The sequence below is a fragment of the Nonomuraea sp. NPDC050733 genome (genome assembly GCF_040654215.1).
GTDB lineage: Bacteria > Actinomycetota > Actinomycetes > Streptosporangiales > Streptosporangiaceae > Nonomuraea.
Genome location: NZ_JBFAHO010000035.1, coordinates 40886 through 59722 on the forward strand (window position 1 = coordinate 40886; position 18837 = coordinate 59722).

Here is an 18837-nt window from a genome sequence, read left to right on the forward strand (position 1 = left end):
GTCAGGCGGGGGGCGTCGCCCGGCGGGCGCGGTAGGAGGCGACCGTGTTGCGGTTGAGGCAGGTCCTGGAGCAGTAGCGCCGGCGCGGGCCGCGTGAGACGTCGGCGTGGACGCGCTCGCACGCGGCGTCCTGGCACACGCCGAGCCGGCCGGCGCCGTACTCGCAGATCACGAACGCCAGCCCCACCGCGGTGTTGGCGCGGACCCGCTCGACGAGGGCGGCGCCGGGAGGGCCGTAGTGCAGGTGCGGGCCCTCGCCGTGGTCGGAGATGTGCGGATGCATGGGCACCTCGCCCATGACGGTGTTGAGCAGGTCGATGGCCCGCGCCTCGTCGCTCTCGGCGAACACGGGCCGCAGCCGCCGCGCCCAGCGGCGCAGCGCCTCCGCCTCGTCCTCGCTCAACGGGTCGTCGACCTTGAAGTTGTACGAGGTCAGCAGCGTGCCCAGGGCCTCGGGGGTGGGGACGGGAGCGTCGGCGGTCACCGCGTTGACCAGGGCGACCGCCGTGCCCACGCCGTCGTTGCGGTAGCCGGTCACCTCGGTGGGGCTGGTTCTCGCCATACCTGCATCGTAATCTCAGTAAGCCAGGATTGACATTACGTCTTGCGACAGGGGTGCCCCGCCTCCCTGACGGTGAGGCCGCGTCAGACCTCCAGGACCATGCCGTCCTCGGCGAGTTCGAGGTCCAGCTCCGCCCGCCGCGCCAGGACCTGCGGCCCCGCGTGGGTGAGCAGCAGCCGCCGGCAGCGCAGCCGGTCGAGCCGGGCGATCAGCTCCGGCACGTGCAGGTGGTGGCGCACGGCCCGGTCGAACGTGTAGCCCTCGCAGAGGAACAGGTCGGCTCCGTCGGCGACGTCGATCAGCGTGTCGGTCCAGGCACTGTCGCCGCTGTAGGCGATCGTGCGACCGCCCACCTCCACGCGCAGCGCCAGCGCGGCCGCCCCGGCGGCGTGGTCCGCCTCGTACGCCCGTACCCCGACGTCCTCGACCCGTGCGGACGAGCCGGGGGCCACCTCGTGGACCTCCACCGCGAACCGCCTGCTCACCGACGCCGAGCCCGGGAACAGCACCTCCATCGCCTGCTCCAGCCGCGCCTCCAGGCCGGGCGGGCCCACCAGGTGCAGGGGCCGCACCCGCCGCGTGAACTGGCCGTCCAGGATGAGGAACGGCAGCCCGCCGAAGTGGTCGCCGTGCAGGTGCGACACCGCCACGACCGAGACGTCGCCCGGCTCCAGCCCGAGCCGCTTCAGCCCGGTCAGAGCCGTGGCGCCGCAGTCGACGAGCAGCGCCCCGTCACTCCCCGCGGCCTGGACGTGCACGCACGTCTGCAGCATGCCGCCGTCGCCGAACGCGTTGCCGGCCCCCGCCAGCGTCACCCGTACCGGAGCGTCCATGGCGACGAGTCTGGCACGCGGCTCATTCTCCGGCCGCCTCCCGGGCCACGCGCTCCAGGCGGCTCCGGTACTCCTCCCACCACTCCGGGGCGACCTCCGGCAGGTTGGCGCCGTCGGGGCGCAGGCCGGCGGCGCCGTCGAGCAGCTCGCGCACGATGTCGGCGTGCCCGGCATGCCGGTTGGTCTCGGCTGTCACGTGGACGAGGATCTTGTGCAGCGTGACCTCGTTCCGGTGCTCCGGCCACCACGCCACGCGCCCGGTCGACTCCAGCGTGAGCTCGCCGACGGTGGCGTCCGTGTGCTCCCACGCGCGGTGGTACAGCGCGATGATCTGCTCGCGGGACTCGTCGGCGGTGGCCCACAGGTCGGCGTTGGGCTCGGCGCCCTCCTCGAACCACGGCTGCGGCTCGGCCGACGGCCGCCCGAAGACCTCGCCGAAGTACCCGAGCTCGACGATCGCCAGGTGCTTGACCAGGCCCAGCAGGTTCGTGCCGGTCGGGGTCAAGGGACGGCGGACGTCGTACTCGGAGAGCCCGTCGAGCTTCCACAGCACGGCCTCACGGGCGGTCTGGAGGTAACGGTGGAGGTCAGCCTTGGGATCGTAGCTGGTCATGCCGGGCATTGTGTCACTGATCGGGCGTCAGGCGGCGTCGTGGAAGACCAGGCCGAGCGTGCGCCGCAGTCCGTGCCGCACCGTGCTGACGCCGTGCCGTACCGGGGCGGCCGACCAGCCCCGCGCCGAGGCGACGGGCCGGTCCCGGGTGGTGAACACGAGGCCGTGGCCCTGCGGCAGCAGCGTCACCGTGCCGCGCGACTGGGCGCGGGGCCGCTGCTCGACCAGCAGGAACTCCCCTCCGCCGTAGCCGGCTCCGGGCTCGTCCAGGCCGATCACCACCTGCAACGGGAACACCAGGTCCCCGTACAGGTCGCGGTGCAGGGCGTTCCAGTCGCCCTCGCGGTAGCGCAGCAGGATCTGCGTGGACTTGGTCTGGCCGGCCTCGTGGCACATCGCCAGCCACGCGTCGAGCGTGTCCGGCCACGGCGCGGGCCTGCCGAGCCGGGCCGCCCAGTCCCGGGCGATCGGCAGCAGGCGCGGATACAGCGCCTGGCGCAGCTCCTCGACCAGAGCGGGGAACGGCCGGTCGAAGTACCGGTACTGCCCGCGCCCGAAGCGCAGCCGCTCCATGTCGACGGTCGAGCGGAACAGCGCGGTCTCGTCGTACAGCTCGGCGATCCCCCGGCACTCCTCGGCCGTGAGAAGCGGGCCGGTCAGCGCGCAGCCGTGGGCGTCCATCTCCCCGGCCAGCCGTCCCCAGTCGGCCCGCCCGACCCGTTCGTGTGATGTGAGCTGTGATGTGAGCATGGCGTCTCTCCTTTCCCTCTCCTCAACACCGGAGGGCCCCTGGAATCCCGGCGGTTTTCGGACGTCACGCTGCGGTCACGCCGGGCTTTCGATGATGGAGCCATGGAAGAGACACTCATGCGCAGAGCATTCACCGCCCTGCTGGGCTCGCTGTTCCTGGCCGTGACGCTCGTCGCGTCCGCGGGGGCGGCCGGCGCCCAGTCGACCGACCCGATCGGACAGGCGATCGGCACGCCCGTCGTCAGCGCAGAGCGCGCCGGTCCCCGGTGCCCGAGCGGCTGGTACTACAACCGCCACGAGCACAGGTGCGTACGCAGCCACATGTGAGGCCCCGGCCCGGACCTCGGAGGGTCATGAGCGCAGGTCGTCGGTGGCCTCCTGGTACGCCGCGGCGGCGCGCGTGAAGTAGTCGAACAGGACGTCGAGCTGCTCGGGCGAGTATCCGCGGAGGATCTCGCCCACCCTCTCGCGGGCCGGCGCCATGACCTCGTCCAGCCGGGCGGGCTTGCCGACCGTCTCCACGATGACCTTGCGGCGGTCGTCCGGCGACGGGGTGCGGCGTACGTACCCCGCCCGCTCCAGCCGGTCGATGAGGCGCGTGGTCGGCCCCGTCGTCAGCCCGGCGCGCTCGCCCAGCTCGCCCGGGGTCATCGCGCCGTTGAGCTCCAGGATGTTGAGCGCGTACAGATCGGTGGCCCCGAGATCGCAGGCCCGCGCGCCGGCCTGGCCGTGCAGCAGCACCGCGCTCAGGTAGCGGCGGTAGACCGCGCCCGCGTCCGGTCGCATCCCCTGTGTTGACACGTCACGCCTCCATGTCTAATCTCTTCTTTAGAGAAGAGAAATCTTCAGAGAAGAAACTTCTTCTGTGAAGCTACCATGGAGGGGCAGGGACATGAACCACCAGCGCACCACCGAGGCCGACACCGCTGCTGTCAAGGATCTGCTGGAGCAGGCGCGCGAGGCGTGGGGCCGCGGCGACGGCGCCGCGTACGGCGAGCTGTTCACCCACGACGCCACGGACGTGACCTTCGTCGGCACCGTCTACCAGGGCGGTGCGGAGATCGGCCGTGCCCACCAGGCCCTGTTCGACAGCTTCCTCAAGGGCACCCGCCTCGCCATGGAGATCCTCGACATCCGCTTCTACGGCCCGGACACGGCCGTGGTCGTCAGCCGCGGCGACGTCTACAAGGGCAGGCCGGGAACGCTCGGCAAGGTCCAGACGTACACGCTGGTCCGCGGCGAGGACGGCCGCTGGCGCATCGCCGCCATCCAGAAGACGAAGCGGCAGCGCCTGATGGAGGCTGTCTCCTTCAAGTTCCAGCCCGCCACCAAGCCCCGCTGACCCCGATCCCGCCGACCCCCCCGAGAGCAGGACACACATGGCGACCATCGCCGTCATCGGCGCCACCGGCCGCACCGGGCGCGTCCTCGTGGAGCGGGCGCTGGCCTCCGGTCACGACGTCACCGCGATCGCCCGCCGCCCCGAGACCCTGGGCCTGCGGCACGCCCGCCTCACCCCGCACGCCGCCGACGTGCTGCGCCCCGGCGACCTCGCCGGGGCCCTGTCCGGGCACGACGCCGTCGTCTCGGCCCTCGGCTCGACCGGCCGCGGCCCCACCACCGTCTACTCCGCCGGCACCGCGGCCATCGTCGCCGCCATGGGCACGAGCCGCCGGCTGGTCGTCCTGTCCTCGGCCGGGCTGGAGACGCCGCCCGGCGCGGGCCCCGTGACCAGGCTCGCCGGCCGGCTGCTGTACCGCGTCATGCGCCACCCGTACGCCGACATGCGGATGATGGAGCGGCTGCTGGCCGGCACGGACCTCGACTGGACCGCGATGCGACCCACCGGCCTGACCGACCGGCCGGCCACGGGCCGCCCGCGCGTGAGCGTCGGCGCCACGGAGCGCGTCGGCACCCGCACGTCCCGGGCCGAGCTGGCGGCCTTCATCCTCGACCGGCTCGACGACCCGGTGACCTTCCGCACCGCGGTGGCCATCTCGTCCTGAACCGAGCGGGACGCCTCTTCCCGACGAACCACACCGGGGTCTAGGCTCCGCGGTCATGACGCTCAGGTTCGTCGCCCGTACGGCGGGCGTCGACGAGGACCCCGACGAGGGATGGCTGGTTGCAGGGGTCGCCGAGGACGACGACGGCGCCGGCATGGAGCTGATCTTCCAGAGCGGGCCGGACGAGGGCGACGACGAGGACACCCACTGCGTGGTGACCGCCGGCCAGGGCACCGCCTACGGGGCCGTGGACGAGATCACCCTGGAGGACGAATTGCTGCGCGTCCTGTTCGACCCCGCCGCGCTGGACGACCTCGGGCTGCCGGAGCCGGAGGTCGAGGTGGTCCTCGCCGTGGACGCCGGCACCGTGGAGCGGCTCCGCGGCGCCCTCCGGCAGATCATGTCCTACGGCCGCCCGTCCTCCCGCCCCCGCCTCGTCCGCCTCTGACGGGAGGCTCCGCCCATTCGGGCTGCCGGGCCTCCCGCTGGAAGAGGTGGAGGGTGTCGTTCAGCTCGCGTTCGATGATGCGGCCCGCGGCCTCCGGGTCGCCGGCGCCGGCGGCGCCTGATCAGGAGAAGGCGTCCACGCCGGTGAGCTCACCGGACAGCTTCCAGAGCCGGGCCGCCTCGTCCGGGTCGACGGCCCACGGCTTGACCCCGCCGACGAGCATGTCGTCGGTCGTGGCCGGCTCGGCGACGTCGCAGTCCTGGCAGTAGGCGCCGCCGTGCTCGTCGAGCAGGGGCGAGGTCGCCGCCCACGTGGCGGTGGCCGCCCCCTGCGCCGGGGTCTTGAAACCGGCGGGCGGCGTGCCGTCCGACGTGACCCAGCCGAGCGCGGCCTGCTCCTCCACGGGTACGTGCCGTTGCAGCGGCGTCAGGATGCTGCCCGGGTGCACGGCGTACGCGTGCACCCCGGCCGCCGCGCCCAGCCGGTCGAGGTGCACCGCGAACAGCGCGGCCGCGGTCTTGGCCTGGGCGTAGGCCAGCCATCCGTCGTAACCGCCCTGGAAGTGGACGTCGTCCCACCGCATGCCGGACAGGAAGTGCCCGGACGAGGAGACCGCCACCACGCGCGCCCCGCCCGCGGCGAGCAGGGGGCGCAGGTGGTTGACCAGCGCGTGGTGCCCGAGGTGGAGGGCGAAGTGGGCCTCCCAGCCGGGGCCCACGCGGGTCTCGGGGCAGGCCATGACGCCCGCGTTGGCGATGACGACGTCGATCGCCGCGCCCCTCTCCAGGAGGTGGCCGGAGAAACGCCGCACGTCCGCCTGGTCCGTGAGGTCGAGCGGGCCCACCTCCACGCGGGGCACGTCGCGCAGGGCTTCGCGGGCCGCGTCCGGGCGGCGGGCGGGCACGACCACCCGGGCGCCGGCCCCGGCGAGCGCCCGCGTGATCTCCAGGCCCAGTCCGGAGTAGCCGCCGGTGACCAGGGCGGTCCGGCCCGTCAGGTCGAGGCCGGCGAGCACCTCCTCGGCCGTGCTCCCCGCGCCGAACCCACTACCGATCTTGTGCTGCCTGTTTGTCATGGGATCGACGCTAAAATCTAGAGTTCGCTCTAGGTCAACCGGCGGGGGGGAGCATGGAAGAGGGCCTGTCCATCGGCGACGTGGCGGCGGCCACCGGTCTGAGCGTGCACGCGCTGCGCTTCTTCGAGCGGGAGGGTCTGTTCCTGCGCCACATCCCGCGCTCCGCCGGGGGTCGCCGGGTCTACGAGGCGGCGGACGTGGAATGGCTGCTGCTCTGCAACCGGCTGCGCGAGTCGGGCATGCCGATCGCGACGCTGCGGAGATTCGCCGGCCTGGTGCGCTCCGGTCCGGGCAACGAGCGCGACCGCCTGGAGCTGCTGCGCGAGCACGAGCGCGACGTCCGCGCCCGGATCGCCGAGCTGACGGCCAGCCTGGAGGTCATCCACGGCAAGGTGGTCACCTACGAGCGGCACGTCGAGCACGGCACCGCCGCCGGCCTCTGGGCCCCGGCCCCCTCACCCCCCTGACCGCTCACGTCATGGGGCCGGTCATCGGACGGAGCCGTTCCACTGCCAGGCCGTGCGGCGGGGCAGGCCCGGGAGGGCGGTGCGGCCCGTGCACCACAGCAGCGTCTCCACCGGTCCGTGTCCCGTCGGCGCGTCCGGGAAGAGCCGGGCGACGGCCGCGGCGCTCGGGCCGTCCGGCGGCGTCCAGGCCAGGCCGAGGGTGCGGGTGATGTCGTACGTGTGGACGGACAGCTCCACGACCCCCATGGCGGCGAAGCCGGTCGCGTCGGAGTGTCCCCACGGGTGCCAGGCCCGTACCTCGGACGGAGTGGTGCGGACGGTGGCGGCCAGGAGAGTGGCGGCGATGCCGACGCCCTCCAGGCAGGCGTCGACGGGCGCCGCCGGGTCCAGCGAGGCGAACAGCGTGATGTAGCGGTCGGCCGGCCGGGCGACGAGCAGCCCCGCGTACCCCACCAGCCCGAGGGCGAGGTGGTCGAGTGTCGTCCGGCAGGACCAGTCGAGGTCGCCGGCGGGCCGCGACCAGTCCTGGCCGGCCCCCTTGCCCAGGATCGCCAGGCACTCCTCCGCGGTGGCGGCCAGGAGGTCGGCGGGGGACGGTGCGGGGTTCATGGGGTCTCTCCTCGTACGGGTTGCCGATGGGCCACCGACACGCTGGCAGGAGGAGAAGCACGGAAACAGTGACCGGGATGACGGTTTGCCACAAAAAGTTGCCATATCCTCGGTCGGGTGAGTGCCGGTACCGTCGCCCTGGTCGTGCCCGAGGGCATCGGAATCCCGTCCTGGGATCTGTACGAGCTGAGCATCCCGTGCACGGTCTTCGGCAAGCCGCAGCCCGACCTGGCCGACCCCTGGTACGACCTGCGCCTGTGCGCCGTGGGCTCGGGCGGTTCCGGCGGCGGGTCACCGTACGAGCTGAGCGTGCGGACCCGCCACGGCCTGGACGACCTCGCCGGCGCGGACACCGTCATCGTGACCTCCGTGCCCGACCCCTGCGTCGAGGACGGTGAGCCGCTGCCCCCCGGGCTCGCGGACGCGCTGCGCCGTGCCCACGAGGCGGGCGCCCGCATGGTGTCGCTGTGCACCGGCGCGTTCGCGCTGGCCGAGGCGGGGCTGCTCGACGGCCGCCGCGCCACCGCCCACTGGATGCACACGGCCCAGCTCGCCGCCCGCTACCCGAAGGTGCTGGTGGACGACTCCGTGCTGTACGTGGACGACGGCGACGTGCTGACCAGCGCCGGCGTGACCGCCGGCCTGGACCTCTGCCTCCACCTGGTGCGCCGTGACCTCGGCGCGCACGTCGCCAACCAGCTCGCCCGGCGCATGGTGGTGCCCGCCCACCGGCCGGGCGGGCAGGCGCAGTTCGTGGACCTGTCGGTGCCGGTGACCGACGACGCGGGGCTGGAGCCGGTGCTGGAGTGGGCACGGGCCCGGCTCGACCAGCCGCTCACGGTCGAGGACCTGGCTCGCCGGGCCGCGATGAGCCCGCGCACCTTCTACCGGCGCCTCAGGGCCGTGACCGGCACCACGCCGCTGCGGTGGCTGCTCAACCAGCGGATCGGCCTGGCGCAGAGTCTCCTGGAGTCGACGGACCTGCCGATCGAGAGGGTGGGGGAGCTGAGCGGCCTCGGCACCGCCAACAACCTGCGCCACCACTTCCTCCGGCAGGTCGGCGTCTCGCCCGGCGACTACCGCCGCGCCTTCCCGCGCTCGGTCTTCCACCCCGGCGAGGTCACTCGTCCCGCAGCCGCTCCGGAGCGGCGCTCCGGCGCAGCAAAGGACGGGAGAGCCGGGCCACCAGCAGGGCGGCGAGGATCCCGATCACGGCCATGACCACCGCCCGTCCGCCCGCCACCGCCAGCGCCGCGGGCGTCTCGGCGTACACCTCCGGCGCCGTCGCGATCATGACCGCCGGCCCGGCGACGGCCGCCACGGCGCACACCGGCAGGGAGGCGATGAGCGCCTGCCGGGCGAGCACCCGTCCCAGCGAGGGCGCCTCGGTGCCCGAGGCCGCGAGGGCGGCGAACGAGCCGCGGTGGTCGAGCAGCGCCTCGGCCTGGTGCGCCACCAGGGCGGCGGCCGAGACGACGAGCGCGAACAGCAACGACAGATCCACGAGCACGTACGCCGTGACGGCGAACGGCGACTCGGCCAGGTAGCCTTTCACGATCCCCGGCCCCTGCTGGGCGCCCACCATGGCCCCGAAGAACACGGTCAGCCCCACCACGGACAGTGCTTCAGGTCGAGGCGGCGCGGAGGGTGATCGTGCAGGAGGCGCCGAGGTGGCCGGCGAGGCCGTCGAAGCGGGCGGTGAGCGACGGGCCGGTCGTGGTGCCGGCCAGCCGCGGGTGGCCCTGGACCAGGGCGGTCACCGGCCGGCGCCAGGTGACGGTCAGCTCGTCGAGGTCGCAACGGGGGTCCGCCACGGTGAGGGTCGCGGTCCCGTCCGGCAGCTCGCGGAGGAGGACGGCGCAGGGCGCGGAGGCGGTCAGGGGGCCGGCCGTGCCCGGGTTCCAGAAGTTGACGGCGGTCAGCCCGAGCGACGGCACGTGGACGCCCTGCACGCGGGAGGTGTTGGCGAGGACGCGGGCCCAGCCCGCGTCGGCGGCGCGGGCCCGGGTGCGTTCCCGAGTGGCGCCGGGGAGGAGCAGGTAGACGTACGTGGCGTCGCGCGGGTCGGTGCCGTGGTCCAGCCAGAGCGTCACGTAGTCGCGCGAGACCGCGCCGGGGCCGGTGCGCCGCTCGCGGAGGACGCGCAGGGGACCGCCACCGGGGAGGACGTAGCCCCCGTGCCCTTCCAGATGCGCCCAGCGCGCGCCCCCCGCCCCTTCCGGAAGCTCATCGGCGACCACCGCGGCTCCGTCGACCGTGAGAGGCGCGCCGGTGCGGCGGTTGTCGACGACGGTCTCGACCGGGACGCCGTCCTCGCTCCTGATGCCCGCCCCCAGGCACAGCACCGCGTCGTCCAGGAAGAACCACGACTTGAACGCCTCCATCGTGCTCTCCAGCCCGTTGAGGTGCTGCCCGACCGCCGCGTACGCGCCGTCGGACGCGCCTCCCACCCACCGGCCCGGCGGGCACGTGTCGCCCCATCCGGCGCCCGCCCCGTCGGGCAGCCGCTTGGTGGAGACCGTGATTCCCGGCAGCCGGTACGGGTCCACGGTCGCCCAGAAGGCGTCGGAGTACTGGTCGCCGTGGCCCTCGGCCCACCAGTAGAGCATTCCGGAGCCGGTGTGCCAGCCGCGCAGGTTCTCGCCGTTGCCGTGCTCGTAGTGGCCCACCCGGTACGACGCCATGCTGAGCCCCGCGCACCAGCCCGGCGCGCGGTGGACGGCTCGGGCGCTCATGGGCAGCAGCCGGTGCCCGGCCGGCTCGGGGGCCGCCGGGATCCGCCCGTCGGCGGTGACCGCCGCCAGCCGGGCGTGGAATCCCAGGTCGCCCTCGGTCTCCGCCGTGCCGAGCATCGGCCGGACGGTGTCGCGGGCCGCCCATCCCTTGACCATCGCCCGCCAGCGCTCCCGGTCCGCGGCCGGCGCCGTCTCGGCGAGCAGCAGGATCGACGCGGCGATCATGCGTCCCCTGCGGTGGTCACCGTACGGCCGGCGCCCGACACCGCGCCCGCCGGCCAGATCCATGCAGAACCCGTCATGGATCACCGGCGCGAAGGACCTGTCCACGCTGTCGTGGAGCACCCGCCGTTCGTGCTCGGGGATCTCCCACGGCGTGCCGCGCAGCACGGCGAACAGCGCGGCCAGCCCCGCCAGGGCCACCAGGCCGTACCCGCCCTGGTACACAACATGACCGTGCACAGGTCCACCCGGTTCGCCCCGGTGCTGTTGCCGCTGTAGTCGTACAGGCGGCGCGGCGGCACGAAGTGGTCCACGGCGTCCCGCAGCCCGCCCGCCTGCCGGGACGTGAGGTGCGGCGCGACGAGCACGGCCGCGTCGAGCAGGGCCTTGGGCACGCCGATCTGCCAGTTCCACCAGTTGCCCCTGGCCTCCGCGCCGGCGGCGTACACGTGCCGCCGGTAGTGGTCGAGCCCCGCGGCGACGGCCGAGGCGAGGCCCGGGTCGCCGGTCAGCCCGGTGCCGGGCAGCACGTACGCGCGGGCCATCGAGCGCAGCCGCGCCGGGGTGGCGTTGAACGACGGGTACGGCATGCCGGGCCAGAGCGACGTGGGGCCCGGCGCCATGGTGTCGCGGTGGCGGGCCGCCTCACGCCCCAGCTCCGCCAGCCTTTCCCGGTACGGCGGAAGCGTCGCCTGCCCGGAGACCGGATCGGTGGTCAGCGCGGTCCATCGGCGGCGCAGGACGGCGAACGCGTCACCCCACAGGCCGCGGGCGGCCACTGGGACGATCGCTCCGGCCGCCGCTGCCCCGCCGAGCAGCAGGAGAGATCGCCGGGTGTATCCGCGCACGGGGCAGATTATCCGCGACGACGCGCCTGCCCTGGGACGACGGGGAGGGGGAGGGGGAGGGGGGAAGGGGGTGGGGGAACGGGGAATGGGGGATGGGGGATAGGGGATGGGGGGACCGCGATCCGAAGGGGAGAGGTGCGAGGATCGCGGCCCGTCAGGGTGGGGGAAAGGGGACGCCGGGGTCGATCCTTACCCGGTGACCTGCTCGGCCCCGGCGTCCCGTGGGGGATCTCAGGAGGGCTCGGCGATGGTCGCGGCCAGCCGCTGAGCGTGGCCGTGCGCAGCCCGCCTGACCGTGCCCGCGCAGGCAGTGCCCGCCGGCGCGTGCTCGGTATCGGCGCTCACCGGCAGCTCGAACCAGACGACCTTCCCCCGCGGGGTGTGGTCGCGGCCCCAGCAGCAGGCGAGCATGTCCACCAGTTGCAGCCCGCGTCCGCGCTCGTCGTGGCGGCGGGAGAGCTGTACCTGCGGCAGATCGGGGTTGGAGTCCTCGACCTCGAAGCGCAGCAGCCCGTCGGACTCGGAGACGCTGACGCCGACCGGCCCGTGGGCGTGCTCCAGGGCGTTGCTGACCAGCTCGCTGATGAGCAGCTCGGCGACGTCGGCCTGGTCGGCGAAGCCCCAGTGGGTCAGCTTCTTGCGGACCAGGCGGCGTGCCCTGCCGACCTGGTGGGGGCGGGACGGGAGCCGCCAGGAGGCGACCCGGCTCTCCATCACGGTGTTGCCGCCGAGGGCGGCGAACAATGAGACCAAGGAGTGCGCGTTCATGACACATCCTCCTGGTGGGCACTGTCACCGCGGCGGTGATCCACTGGCGGGCCTGTGGGCCGGTGGTGGGACATGGTCGGAACCCTTGCTTCTCGCTTCCCCCGAGCGGTCTGCTCAGGTCTTAAGCGTGCCTCACAGATTCGCGCGAGGGGACGTGAGAAATCCCGATATAGATACCTATTTCCTGAGTAGGGAGATCGCTAGGTATGACGGTCCGGGTGGCGGGCCGTAACGGCCTGGCCACGACGGGCGAAATGGCACCTTTAAGGGTCCATAATCCTGTCCAGCGCGGCACGCGGGGGCGAGGAAGCGGGGACAGGATGGCCGGACTGACCGGCGCGGACGGCACGACCGAGGGGTCCGGGAGCACGACCGAGGGGTCCGGGAGCACGGTCGCCCAGGCCGGCGCCGCCGTGGCCGCGGCCCTCGGCCCGGTCCTGGAGATCACCGCACTGCTGATCTTCGCGGGCCTGCCGAGCGCGTGGCTGCCCTCCCTCACGGCGACGCCCCAGTCCGCCGCCGCCCTCACCTTCCCCGTCGTCGGCGCGTTCCTGATCCACCACCGGCCCCGGCTGAACATGGCCTGGCTGATGTGCGCGGGCGGCCTGGCGGCCGGGATCAGCGACTTCTGCATGGCACTGATGTTCCGGCTCGCCGCCGAGGGTGAGCTGGCCACGGCCGGCTACCTGCGCTTCGTCGGGAGCGTCGGGTGGGCGGTGTGCGGCGTGACCCTGACCACGTTGCTGCCCCTGTACTCGCCCGACGGCCGCCTGCCCTCGCCGCGCTGGCGCCCGGTCGTGGCGCTGGGCGCGGCGGCCCTGTCGGCCGAGCTGCTGAGGTCGGTGTTCCGCCCGGACCCGCCGCCGGCGACCTACCCGTTCCCGGCCGTGATCCCGAACCCGATCCAGATCCCCGCGCTCGCGCCGTACAACGACACCATCTCCACCATCGCCTGGACCGGCATCTACGTCGCGATGGCGTTGTCGGCCCTGTCGCTGGTCGTGCGCCTGCGCCGCGCGGACCCCGTCGGCCGGCGGCAGATCGGCTGGCCGCTGCTCGCCTACATCGGGTACATCGTCTTCCTGGTGCTGGGGGCGTTCGTCCCCGGGCTGACGTGGCTGTCGATCACCTGGGCGGCGCTGATCCCGGTGGCGCTGGCCTTCTCGGTGACCCGGTACCGGCTGTACGGCATCGACACCGTGATCAGCCGCACGTTCGTGGCGGCCGGCCTGCTGGCCGTGGTCAGCGCGGTGTACTTCGGCGTCGGGGCGCTGGCCGGTCTGGTGGTCTCCGGGTACGACGAGATCGCGGGGCTGGTCGCCGCCCTGTTCGCCGGGGCGTTCTTCCAGCCGCTGAGGCGCGCGCTGCAACGCGCCGTCGACCGCCTGCTGTACGGCAAGGTCGGCGACCCCCGGCTGCTCGCCGAGCGGCTGACCCATGAGGTGCGGCGGGCCGACCCGGCGGAGGCGCTGAACTCGGTGGTGGGGGTGCTGCGCGACGGGCTCGCCGTGGAGGGCGCCGCGGTGGAGGTGGCCGACGGCGAGCCCCGCTACGTCGAGAGCGGCCGGGTGGGCGACGAGCCGCGCGAGGTGCCGCTCGTCTGGCACGGCGAGCTGGTCGGCCGGCTGCTGGTGGGGCCGCCGGGTCCGCGCCGGTTCCCGGCTGCGCACGACGAGCGGGTGCTGGCCACGCTCACGCCGTACGCCGCCGACGTGGCCCACGCCGTGCGGATGGCCGCCGACCTGCAACGCTCCAGGGAGCGCATCCTCACCACCCGCGAGGAGGAACGCCGCCGCCTGCGACGCGACCTGCACGACGGCCTCGGCCAGACCCTGTCGGGCATGGCCATGACCATCAACATCGCCCGCAGCCGCCTCAAGAACTCCCCCGACTCCGCCGACGAGTTGCTCCAGGCCCTTCGCTCGGGCATGGACGCCGTCGCGGGCGACATCCGCGAGCTGGTGTACGGCCTGCGTCCCCCGGCGCTCGACGACCTCGGCCTGGCGCGGGCCGTACGGGAGCTGGCCGGGCAGTCCTCGTCCGAGACCGTGATCGAGGTCGGGACGGCGATCGAGGCGGAGACGGTGATCGAGGTGGAGGCGGACGGCGACCTCGGCGGCCTGCCGGCGGCCACGGAGGTGGCCGTCTACCGGATCGTCCAGGAGGCCCTGACGAACGTCCGGCGGCACGCCGGCGCCCGCCACGCCCGCGTGGTGCTGCGGCGGGAGCCGTCGGCGCTGCGGGTGCGGGTCAGCGACGACGGCCGGGGCCTGCCCGCCGGGCACCGGGCGGGCGTCGGTCTCGGCTCGATGCGGGAGCGCGCGGCCGAGCTCGGCGGGGTCTGCGTCATCGGCCCCGAGCCTGGAGGCGGCACCCGCGTGGAGGCCGTGCTGCCCCTCCCGGCGGCCGCACCGGACGAGACCGGGAACGCGGTCCCGCCCGGACCGGCGCACGGGACCGCCGACCGAACTTCGCTCTGACGTACTTCGCGGATCTTGTGGCACGGAGCCGGGTTTTTCCTAGAATCAGGCTCAAAAGATCACAGCGAGAGGGGGTCGCGTGAGCGACCTGGACCGCGTGCCACCGCCCGGAGTCGACACCCGTGTCCCGAGCGTCGCCCGCATGTACGACTACTACCTCGGCGGGAAGGACAACTTCGCGGCCGACCGCGAGGCGGCCGAGAAGATGATCGAGCTCGGCCTCCGGATGGGCAACGACGCCCGCCAGATCGCCCAGGCCAACCGCGGCTTCCTCGGCCGGGCCGTCCGCCTGCTCGCCGAGAGGGGGATCACCCAGTTCGTCGACATCGGCGCGGGCCTGCCCACCCAGGACAACGTCCACCAGGTCGCCCAGCGGCACGCGCAGGGGTCGCGCGTCGTCTACGTCGACAACGACCCCATCGTGCTGGTCCACGCGCGGGCCCTGCTCGCCCGCGACCCCGACGTGCTCGCCGTGGCCGGCGACCTCAAGGACCCCGACGCGATCCTCGACGACCCCGAGGTGACCGCGCACATCGACTTCTCGCGCCCGTACGCCGTCCTGCTCGTCGCGGTGCTGCACTTCGTCACCGACGACACCGAGGCCGCCGCGGTCGTCGCGCGGATCCGCGAGCGGCTGACCCCCGGCTCCTACCTCGTGCTGTCGCACCTGTACGAGGGCAACGCCACCGACGACATGGCCCACGCCGGCCAGAAGGTCTACTCCGGCACGACCTCGGGCGGCCTGGCCCGGCGCGGCTACGACCAGATCGCCGCGTACTTCGACGGACTGGAGCCGCTCCCGCCCGGCATCGTGCCGGTGGACGCCTGGGACCCGCACCGTGAGCCCGGCCCGGACCTCGACCTCGACCTCGACCGTCCGGGCATCCTGGCCGGTGTCGGCCGCGCATCCGCAAGCGACTGAGACCTCCGATCGGAGACCAATGGACGACCAGAGCGCTCGCTCCGCCTGGGACCGGGTCGACACCACCAAGCCGCACTCGGCCCGCGTGTGGGACTACCTGCTCGGCGGCAAGAACAACTACGCCGTCGACAAGGAGGCCGGCGACACGATCCTGACGCTGTTCCCGGCCTTCGCCGAGGTCGCGCGCCTCCAGCGGCGCTTCCTCAACCGCGCGGTGCGCTTCCTGGCCGGGCAGGCGGGCATCCGCCAGTTCCTGGACATCGGCACGGGCCTGCCCACGGCCAACAACACCCACGAGGTGGCCCAGTCGGTCGCCCAGGACTCCCGCGTCGTGTACGTCGACAACGACCCGCTCGTGCTGGTCCACGCGCGGGCGCTGCTCGCCGGCACGCCGGAGGGCGTCACCGAGTACCTCGACGCCGACGTCCGCGACCCGGAGCGGATCCTGGAGGGCGCCGCCAAGGTGCTGGACCTCTCCCGCCCGGTCGGGCTGACCATGCTGAGCATCATGGGCCAGGTCCCCGACGCCGACGACCCGGACGGCATCGTCCGGCGGCTGCTCGACGGGCTCCCCTCGGGCAGTTACCTCGCCCTCAGCGACGGCACCAACGGCAACCCGGCTCTCGTCACGGCCGTCGAGAGCTACAACTCCCGGGCCGCCTACCCCTACCACCTGCGCGCCCCCGAGCGCGTCGCCGCGTTCTTCGAGGGGCTGGAGATGGTCGAGCCGGGCGTGGTCCCGACGCCGCTGTGGCGGCCCGACGCCGAGAACGTGAACCCCTCCGAGCCGGTCAGCGCCGTCTGCGGGGTGGGCCGCAAGCCCTGAGCCCCCGGTGATTGTCGGCGGGCGCCGCTATGGTCCCCGATCATGACTCGAGCATGGGAGGCGGTCCGCGCCGCCGTCGCGAAGGAGGACGCCGCCGCCACGGCGGCCGTGGTCGCCGGGCTGACCGGCGACGAGCGGGGCGAGGTGGCCCGCGAGCTGCCCGGCCACCTGGCCGCGCTGAAGCGCGAGGCTGCCGGTGGTGAGAGGCCCTGGGACATGTGGTCCGACGGGGGACGCGGCTGGGTGGAGCCCATGCGGGTCGCCGGGGCGGGCACGATCGGCGGGGCCGCCGCCGCGGCCGTGTGGCTGAACCGCCGCGAGTTCCAGCGGTTCTGGGACCAGCCCGACGACGTGCCGCACCTCCTCCACGCGGTCGCCGCCCGCCCCCGGGAGTGGCAGGCCGATCTCGCCGCCCGCCTCGCGCTGCGGCTGCGCGGCACCGACAACGACTCCGGCCGGTCGGTACGGCTGGCACTGGAGCTGCTGCGCCGCACCGGCGCCGAGCCGCCCGCGCACGACCCGCTCACCCTCGCCTGGGTCCGCGCCTGGCCGGCCCACCCGGGCGACGCGCCGCTGCTCGACGCCATGCTGCCCCGCCTGTTCGAGGTGGAGGGGGTGGGCCGGCTGCTGCGCGCCGACGAGGACCGGCCCGGCCGGCTCGCCTCCTTGGCCGCCCGTGGCCGGATCTCCCGGGCGCTCCTGCTCGACGGCTGCGTGAGCCGGTTCCTGCGTGGCGGCACGGCTGCCGACCTGCGCTTCTTCGTCCGTCTGCACGAGGCTCTCGACCCGGCCGCCGGCGAGGTGGCCGGACGGCGGCGTGACTACGCGCGGCTGCTGCCCGCCGCTCCCGCCAACGTCGCCGACCTCGCCCTCAGGCGGGTGCGCCTGGCCGGCCCGCTGGACCCGGAGGAGGCCGCCGAGGCTGTGGAGGGCCTGGTGTTCCGCGCCGAGGGCAAGCTGGTGCGCGCCGGGCTGGCCTGGCTCGACCGGCTCGTCCGCGACCACCCGGGCGACCTCGACGGCTACGCCCCGGCCCTGGCCACGGCGCTGGTGTGCGAGGCCGGCGAGGCCCGCGCCCGCGCCGCGCGGCTGGCACTCAAGCACGCCGGCCGCTTCACCCCCGACGGCGCGTCGGCGATCCGCGACGCCGTCGCCCTGATGCCGCCCGGAGAGGGCGTCGAGCTCGCCCAGGTGTTCGGCGGCGACCCGGTGCCCGCCGCATCGGACCCGGCGAGCCGCTTCACCCCGTTGCCGCTGCCTCCGGCCTCCCGGCCTGCCCGCATGCCGCCGCCGGTGACCGCGCCCGGCGCGTTGACCCGCTTCATGCCGAACGAGTTCGACTGGCTCGCCACGGAGCGCTGGCTGGACGCGTTCGTCCGGCTGGCGGCGAGCGACCGGCCGGGCCTGACCGAGGCCCTCGCCCCCGTGGCCGCCCGTTTCCGCACCCGGGAGTTCTGGGGACGCCCCTGGTGGCACGCCGAGGAGTGGGTGATGGCCATGGCGAAGGAGCTCGCCGACCCCGGCACGGAGCGCAGGGCCGTGGAGCGGACCACGAGCTTCGGCGCGCCGGCCACTGTCCAGGAGCGCATCCCCGAGCCCGGACACGCGAGCCTGAGCCGGCTCATGCCGCTGCGCCGTTACGCCGAGGTCTACCAGGCTCTGCTGGACGGCGTGCTCCCGCCGTACCTGCTGGCCACGCCCACCCACGACAACGGTCTGCTCGACGCGGCCGAGCTGGTGGAGCGCCTGGAGGGCTACGAGCGCGACGGCGTCGAGCCGCTGCCCGTCGACCTGGAGCAGGCGCTGCTCCGGCTGTCGCGGACCGCGTCCGCCGAGGTCGCCGGGCGGGCCGCACGACTGACCGGCGCGGCGGGCCGGACGGTCGCCCGCCTGCTGTCCGGCGACCGCGTCGACCCTCGCGTGGAGCTGCGCTGGGAAGAGGGCCCGCACGGCCCGTGGATCGTGCCCGTCCTGTTGGCGGGCGGCTCGGAGATCACCGTGCTGGACGGAGAGATGACGCACTCGCGGCGCGATGAGGTCTTCGAGCGGTTGCTGCCCGTGCTGGCCTCCCATCGGGATCTGGCCGCGGCCCACGCCATTTACGGCCTGCTGTCGTACGCCCCCTACAGCAAGCCGGGGCTCGACGCCCTGACCGCGCTGGCCGCCGCCGAGGGCCCCGCAGCGGACGGAGTGGGCTTCCTCGCGGCGTACCACCTGTGCGAGAGCCCGGAGGAGGCGGTGCCGCGTCTGCTGGAGCTGGCCGCCTCCGGCGGGCTGCCGGGCGAGGGGACGGGCCGCGGACTCGCCGCGCTGCTCCGCCACGACGAGACCCGGGGCTGGCAGCGCTCCTACAGCCCCGCCGGGGTGCTGCGGGCGCTGGAGGAGCTGGCCCGGCGCGGCGCCCACCGGGAGGTGTGGGGGGTGCTGGCCGGGCTGCTGACCGGCTACCTGCCGGGGCCGGGCGAGCGGGCCACGAGCACGCACACCCGGATGATGACGCTCGCCGCCGACGTGGCCGGCTGGGCGGGGGCGCGCGGAGCGCTGGCGCCGGTCGTCGAGCTGGCCGCCCGCCCACGCGAGAGCGGCCTGGTCCGCCAGGCCCGCCGCCTCCACGCCACTCTCACCGCTTAGCCGCCAGACCGGGCGCTGGCGCGACGATCACGACGTGGCCCG

20 protein-coding genes and 1 pseudogene are annotated in these 18837 nt (G+C 74.2%); 10 read left to right on the plus strand and 11 right to left on the minus strand.

Annotation, left to right across the window (positions count from 1 at the left end):
• Position 1: 1 nt before the first annotated feature.
• The 4 genes from AB0H64_RS35260 to AB0H64_RS35275 form a co-directional block, all read right to left on the minus strand.
• Positions 2-562 carry a CGNR zinc finger domain-containing protein gene (locus tag AB0H64_RS35260; protein ID WP_357633409.1) on the minus strand — a complete coding sequence of 187 codons (561 nt, stop codon included), beginning with the start codon at positions 560-562 and terminating at the stop codon, positions 2-4.
• An 83-nt stretch (positions 563-645) separates the two neighbouring features.
• The gene (locus tag AB0H64_RS35265) at positions 646-1395 is read right to left on the minus strand and encodes an MBL fold metallo-hydrolase (protein WP_357633412.1); all 750 of its coding nucleotides are present in this window, start codon (positions 1393-1395) and stop codon (positions 646-648) included.
• A 22-nt stretch (positions 1396-1417) separates the two neighbouring features.
• Positions 1418-2008, minus strand: a complete 591-nt coding sequence (locus tag AB0H64_RS35270; RefSeq protein WP_357633414.1) for a DinB family protein — start codon at positions 2006-2008, stop codon at positions 1418-1420.
• 27 nt (positions 2009-2035) lie between these two features.
• Positions 2036-2758, minus strand: a complete 723-nt coding sequence (locus AB0H64_RS35275; RefSeq protein WP_357633417.1) for a 2OG-Fe(II) oxygenase — start codon at positions 2756-2758, stop codon at positions 2036-2038.
• Positions 2759-2860: 102 nt separating this feature from the next.
• Here AB0H64_RS35275 and AB0H64_RS35280 point away from each other — a divergent pair, with 102 nt between their 5' ends.
• The gene (locus AB0H64_RS35280; protein WP_357633420.1) at positions 2861-3085 is read left to right on the plus strand and encodes a hypothetical protein; all 225 of its coding nucleotides are present in this window, start codon (positions 2861-2863) and stop codon (positions 3083-3085) included.
• 24 nt (positions 3086-3109) lie between these two features.
• Here the strand turns inward: AB0H64_RS35280 and AB0H64_RS35285 are convergent, their stop codons facing one another.
• Positions 3110-3559 (minus strand): MarR family transcriptional regulator, encoded by a 450-nt coding sequence (locus AB0H64_RS35285; RefSeq protein WP_357633423.1) that lies wholly within the window; start codon positions 3557-3559, stop codon positions 3110-3112.
• Between the two features lie 91 nt (positions 3560-3650).
• On the opposite strand from AB0H64_RS35285, the gene AB0H64_RS35290 reads away from it, so the two are divergent.
• From AB0H64_RS35290 to AB0H64_RS35300, 3 genes are read left to right on the plus strand one after another with little or no spacing between them, the layout of a single operon-like run.
• The gene (locus AB0H64_RS35290; RefSeq protein ID WP_357633426.1) at positions 3651-4100 is read left to right on the plus strand and encodes an SgcJ/EcaC family oxidoreductase; all 450 of its coding nucleotides are present in this window, start codon (positions 3651-3653) and stop codon (positions 4098-4100) included.
• Positions 4101-4137: 37 nt separating this feature from the next.
• On the plus strand, positions 4138-4764 hold the full coding sequence (locus AB0H64_RS35295) for an NAD(P)H-binding protein (RefSeq protein ID WP_357633429.1): 627 nt from the start codon (positions 4138-4140) through the stop codon (positions 4762-4764).
• Between the two features lie 55 nt (positions 4765-4819).
• On the plus strand, positions 4820-5212 hold the full coding sequence (locus AB0H64_RS35300; RefSeq protein ID WP_357633432.1) for an Imm10 family immunity protein: 393 nt from the start codon (positions 4820-4822) through the stop codon (positions 5210-5212).
• 121 nt (positions 5213-5333) lie between these two features.
• On the opposite strand, the gene AB0H64_RS35305 is transcribed toward AB0H64_RS35300, so the two are convergent.
• A complete protein-coding gene (locus tag AB0H64_RS35305) occupies positions 5334-6287 on the minus strand; it encodes an oxidoreductase (RefSeq protein WP_357633435.1) in 954 nt (317 codons plus the stop codon).
• Positions 6288-6340: 53 nt separating this feature from the next.
• Here AB0H64_RS35305 and AB0H64_RS35310 point away from each other — a divergent pair, with 53 nt between their 5' ends.
• Positions 6341-6754, plus strand: a complete 414-nt coding sequence (locus AB0H64_RS35310) for a MerR family transcriptional regulator (RefSeq protein WP_357633438.1) — start codon at positions 6341-6343, stop codon at positions 6752-6754.
• Between the two features lie 21 nt (positions 6755-6775).
• Here the strand turns inward: AB0H64_RS35310 and AB0H64_RS35315 are convergent, their stop codons facing one another.
• Positions 6776-7363, minus strand: a complete 588-nt coding sequence (locus AB0H64_RS35315) for a maleylpyruvate isomerase N-terminal domain-containing protein (RefSeq protein WP_357633442.1) — start codon at positions 7361-7363, stop codon at positions 6776-6778.
• Positions 7364-7480: 117 nt separating this feature from the next.
• Between AB0H64_RS35315 and AB0H64_RS35320 the strand changes: the two genes are divergently transcribed.
• Positions 7481-8584 carry a helix-turn-helix domain-containing protein gene (locus AB0H64_RS35320; protein ID WP_357633445.1) on the plus strand — a complete coding sequence of 368 codons (1104 nt, stop codon included), beginning with the start codon at positions 7481-7483 and terminating at the stop codon, positions 8582-8584.
• On the opposite strand, the gene AB0H64_RS35325 is transcribed toward AB0H64_RS35320, so the two are convergent.
• The 4 genes and pseudogenes from AB0H64_RS35325 to AB0H64_RS35340 form a co-directional block, all read right to left on the minus strand.
• On the minus strand, positions 8484-8978 hold the full coding sequence (locus AB0H64_RS35325; RefSeq protein ID WP_357633448.1) for a hypothetical protein: 495 nt from the start codon (positions 8976-8978) through the stop codon (positions 8484-8486). The two genes, AB0H64_RS35320 and AB0H64_RS35325, sit on opposite strands and share 101 nt — an antisense overlap.
• A gap of 10 nt (positions 8979-8988) precedes the next feature.
• Positions 8989-10323 (minus strand): polysaccharide lyase family 8 super-sandwich domain-containing protein, encoded by a 1335-nt coding sequence (locus tag AB0H64_RS35330; protein ID WP_357633518.1) that lies wholly within the window; start codon positions 10321-10323, stop codon positions 8989-8991.
• Positions 10306-10943: pseudogene (locus AB0H64_RS35335) on the minus strand (lyase); the annotation flags it as partial. The gene AB0H64_RS35330 and the pseudogene AB0H64_RS35335, both read right to left, overlap by 18 nt.
• 456 nt (positions 10944-11399) lie before the next feature.
• Complete coding sequence (locus tag AB0H64_RS35340) at positions 11400-11936, minus strand: ATP-binding protein (RefSeq protein WP_357633451.1); 537 nt, start codon at positions 11934-11936, stop codon at positions 11400-11402.
• Between the two features lie 320 nt (positions 11937-12256).
• Between AB0H64_RS35340 and AB0H64_RS35345 the strand changes: the two genes are divergently transcribed.
• The 4 genes from AB0H64_RS35345 to AB0H64_RS35360 all read left to right on the plus strand — a co-directional run bounded on the left by AB0H64_RS35345 (position 12257) and on the right by AB0H64_RS35360 (position 18795).
• The gene (locus AB0H64_RS35345) at positions 12257-14416 is read left to right on the plus strand and encodes a sensor histidine kinase (protein ID WP_357633453.1); all 2160 of its coding nucleotides are present in this window, start codon (positions 12257-12259) and stop codon (positions 14414-14416) included.
• Positions 14417-14495: 79 nt separating this feature from the next.
• On the plus strand, positions 14496-15338 hold the full coding sequence (locus AB0H64_RS35350) for an SAM-dependent methyltransferase (RefSeq protein WP_357633456.1): 843 nt from the start codon (positions 14496-14498) through the stop codon (positions 15336-15338).
• A gap of 19 nt (positions 15339-15357) precedes the next feature.
• The gene (locus tag AB0H64_RS35355; protein WP_357633459.1) at positions 15358-16164 is read left to right on the plus strand and encodes an SAM-dependent methyltransferase; all 807 of its coding nucleotides are present in this window, start codon (positions 15358-15360) and stop codon (positions 16162-16164) included.
• A 42-nt stretch (positions 16165-16206) separates the two neighbouring features.
• Positions 16207-18795: a DUF6493 family protein gene (locus AB0H64_RS35360; RefSeq protein ID WP_357633462.1), complete on the plus strand. Its 2589-nt coding sequence runs from the start codon at positions 16207-16209 to the stop codon at positions 18793-18795.
• Positions 18796-18837 lie beyond the last annotated feature (42 nt).

Coding starts and splice junctions, on each gene's coding strand:
- AB0H64_RS35360 (WP_357633462.1), top strand. CDS start 16,207: ATGACTCGAGCATGGGAGGCGGTCCGCGCCGCCGTCGCGAAGGAGGAC.
- AB0H64_RS35355 (WP_357633459.1), top strand. CDS start 15,358: ATGGACGACCAGAGCGCTCGCTCCGCCTGGGACCGGGTCGACACCACC.
- AB0H64_RS35330 (WP_357633518.1), bottom strand. CDS start 10,323: ATGATCGCCGCGTCGATCCTGCTGCTCGCCGAGACGGCGCCGGCCGCG.
- AB0H64_RS35310 (WP_357633438.1), top strand. CDS start 6,341: ATGGAAGAGGGCCTGTCCATCGGCGACGTGGCGGCGGCCACCGGTCTG.
- AB0H64_RS35340 (WP_357633451.1), bottom strand. CDS start 11,936: ATGAACGCGCACTCCTTGGTCTCATTGTTCGCCGCCCTCGGCGGCAAC.
- AB0H64_RS35260 (WP_357633409.1), bottom strand. CDS start 562: ATGGCGAGAACCAGCCCCACCGAGGTGACCGGCTACCGCAACGACGGC.
- AB0H64_RS35265 (WP_357633412.1), bottom strand. CDS start 1,395: ATGGACGCTCCGGTACGGGTGACGCTGGCGGGGGCCGGCAACGCGTTC.
- AB0H64_RS35275 (WP_357633417.1), bottom strand. CDS start 2,758: ATGCTCACATCACAGCTCACATCACACGAACGGGTCGGGCGGGCCGAC.
- AB0H64_RS35315 (WP_357633442.1), bottom strand. CDS start 7,363: ATGAACCCCGCACCGTCCCCCGCCGACCTCCTGGCCGCCACCGCGGAG.
- AB0H64_RS35295 (WP_357633429.1), top strand. CDS start 4,138: ATGGCGACCATCGCCGTCATCGGCGCCACCGGCCGCACCGGGCGCGTC.
- AB0H64_RS35290 (WP_357633426.1), top strand. CDS start 3,651: ATGAACCACCAGCGCACCACCGAGGCCGACACCGCTGCTGTCAAGGAT.
- AB0H64_RS35280 (WP_357633420.1), top strand. CDS start 2,861: ATGGAAGAGACACTCATGCGCAGAGCATTCACCGCCCTGCTGGGCTCG.
- AB0H64_RS35270 (WP_357633414.1), bottom strand. CDS start 2,008: ATGACCAGCTACGATCCCAAGGCTGACCTCCACCGTTACCTCCAGACC.
- AB0H64_RS35345 (WP_357633453.1), top strand. CDS start 12,257: ATGGCCGGACTGACCGGCGCGGACGGCACGACCGAGGGGTCCGGGAGC.
- AB0H64_RS35305 (WP_357633435.1), bottom strand. CDS start 6,287: ATGACAAACAGGCAGCACAAGATCGGTAGTGGGTTCGGCGCGGGGAGC.
- AB0H64_RS35300 (WP_357633432.1), top strand. CDS start 4,820: ATGACGCTCAGGTTCGTCGCCCGTACGGCGGGCGTCGACGAGGACCCC.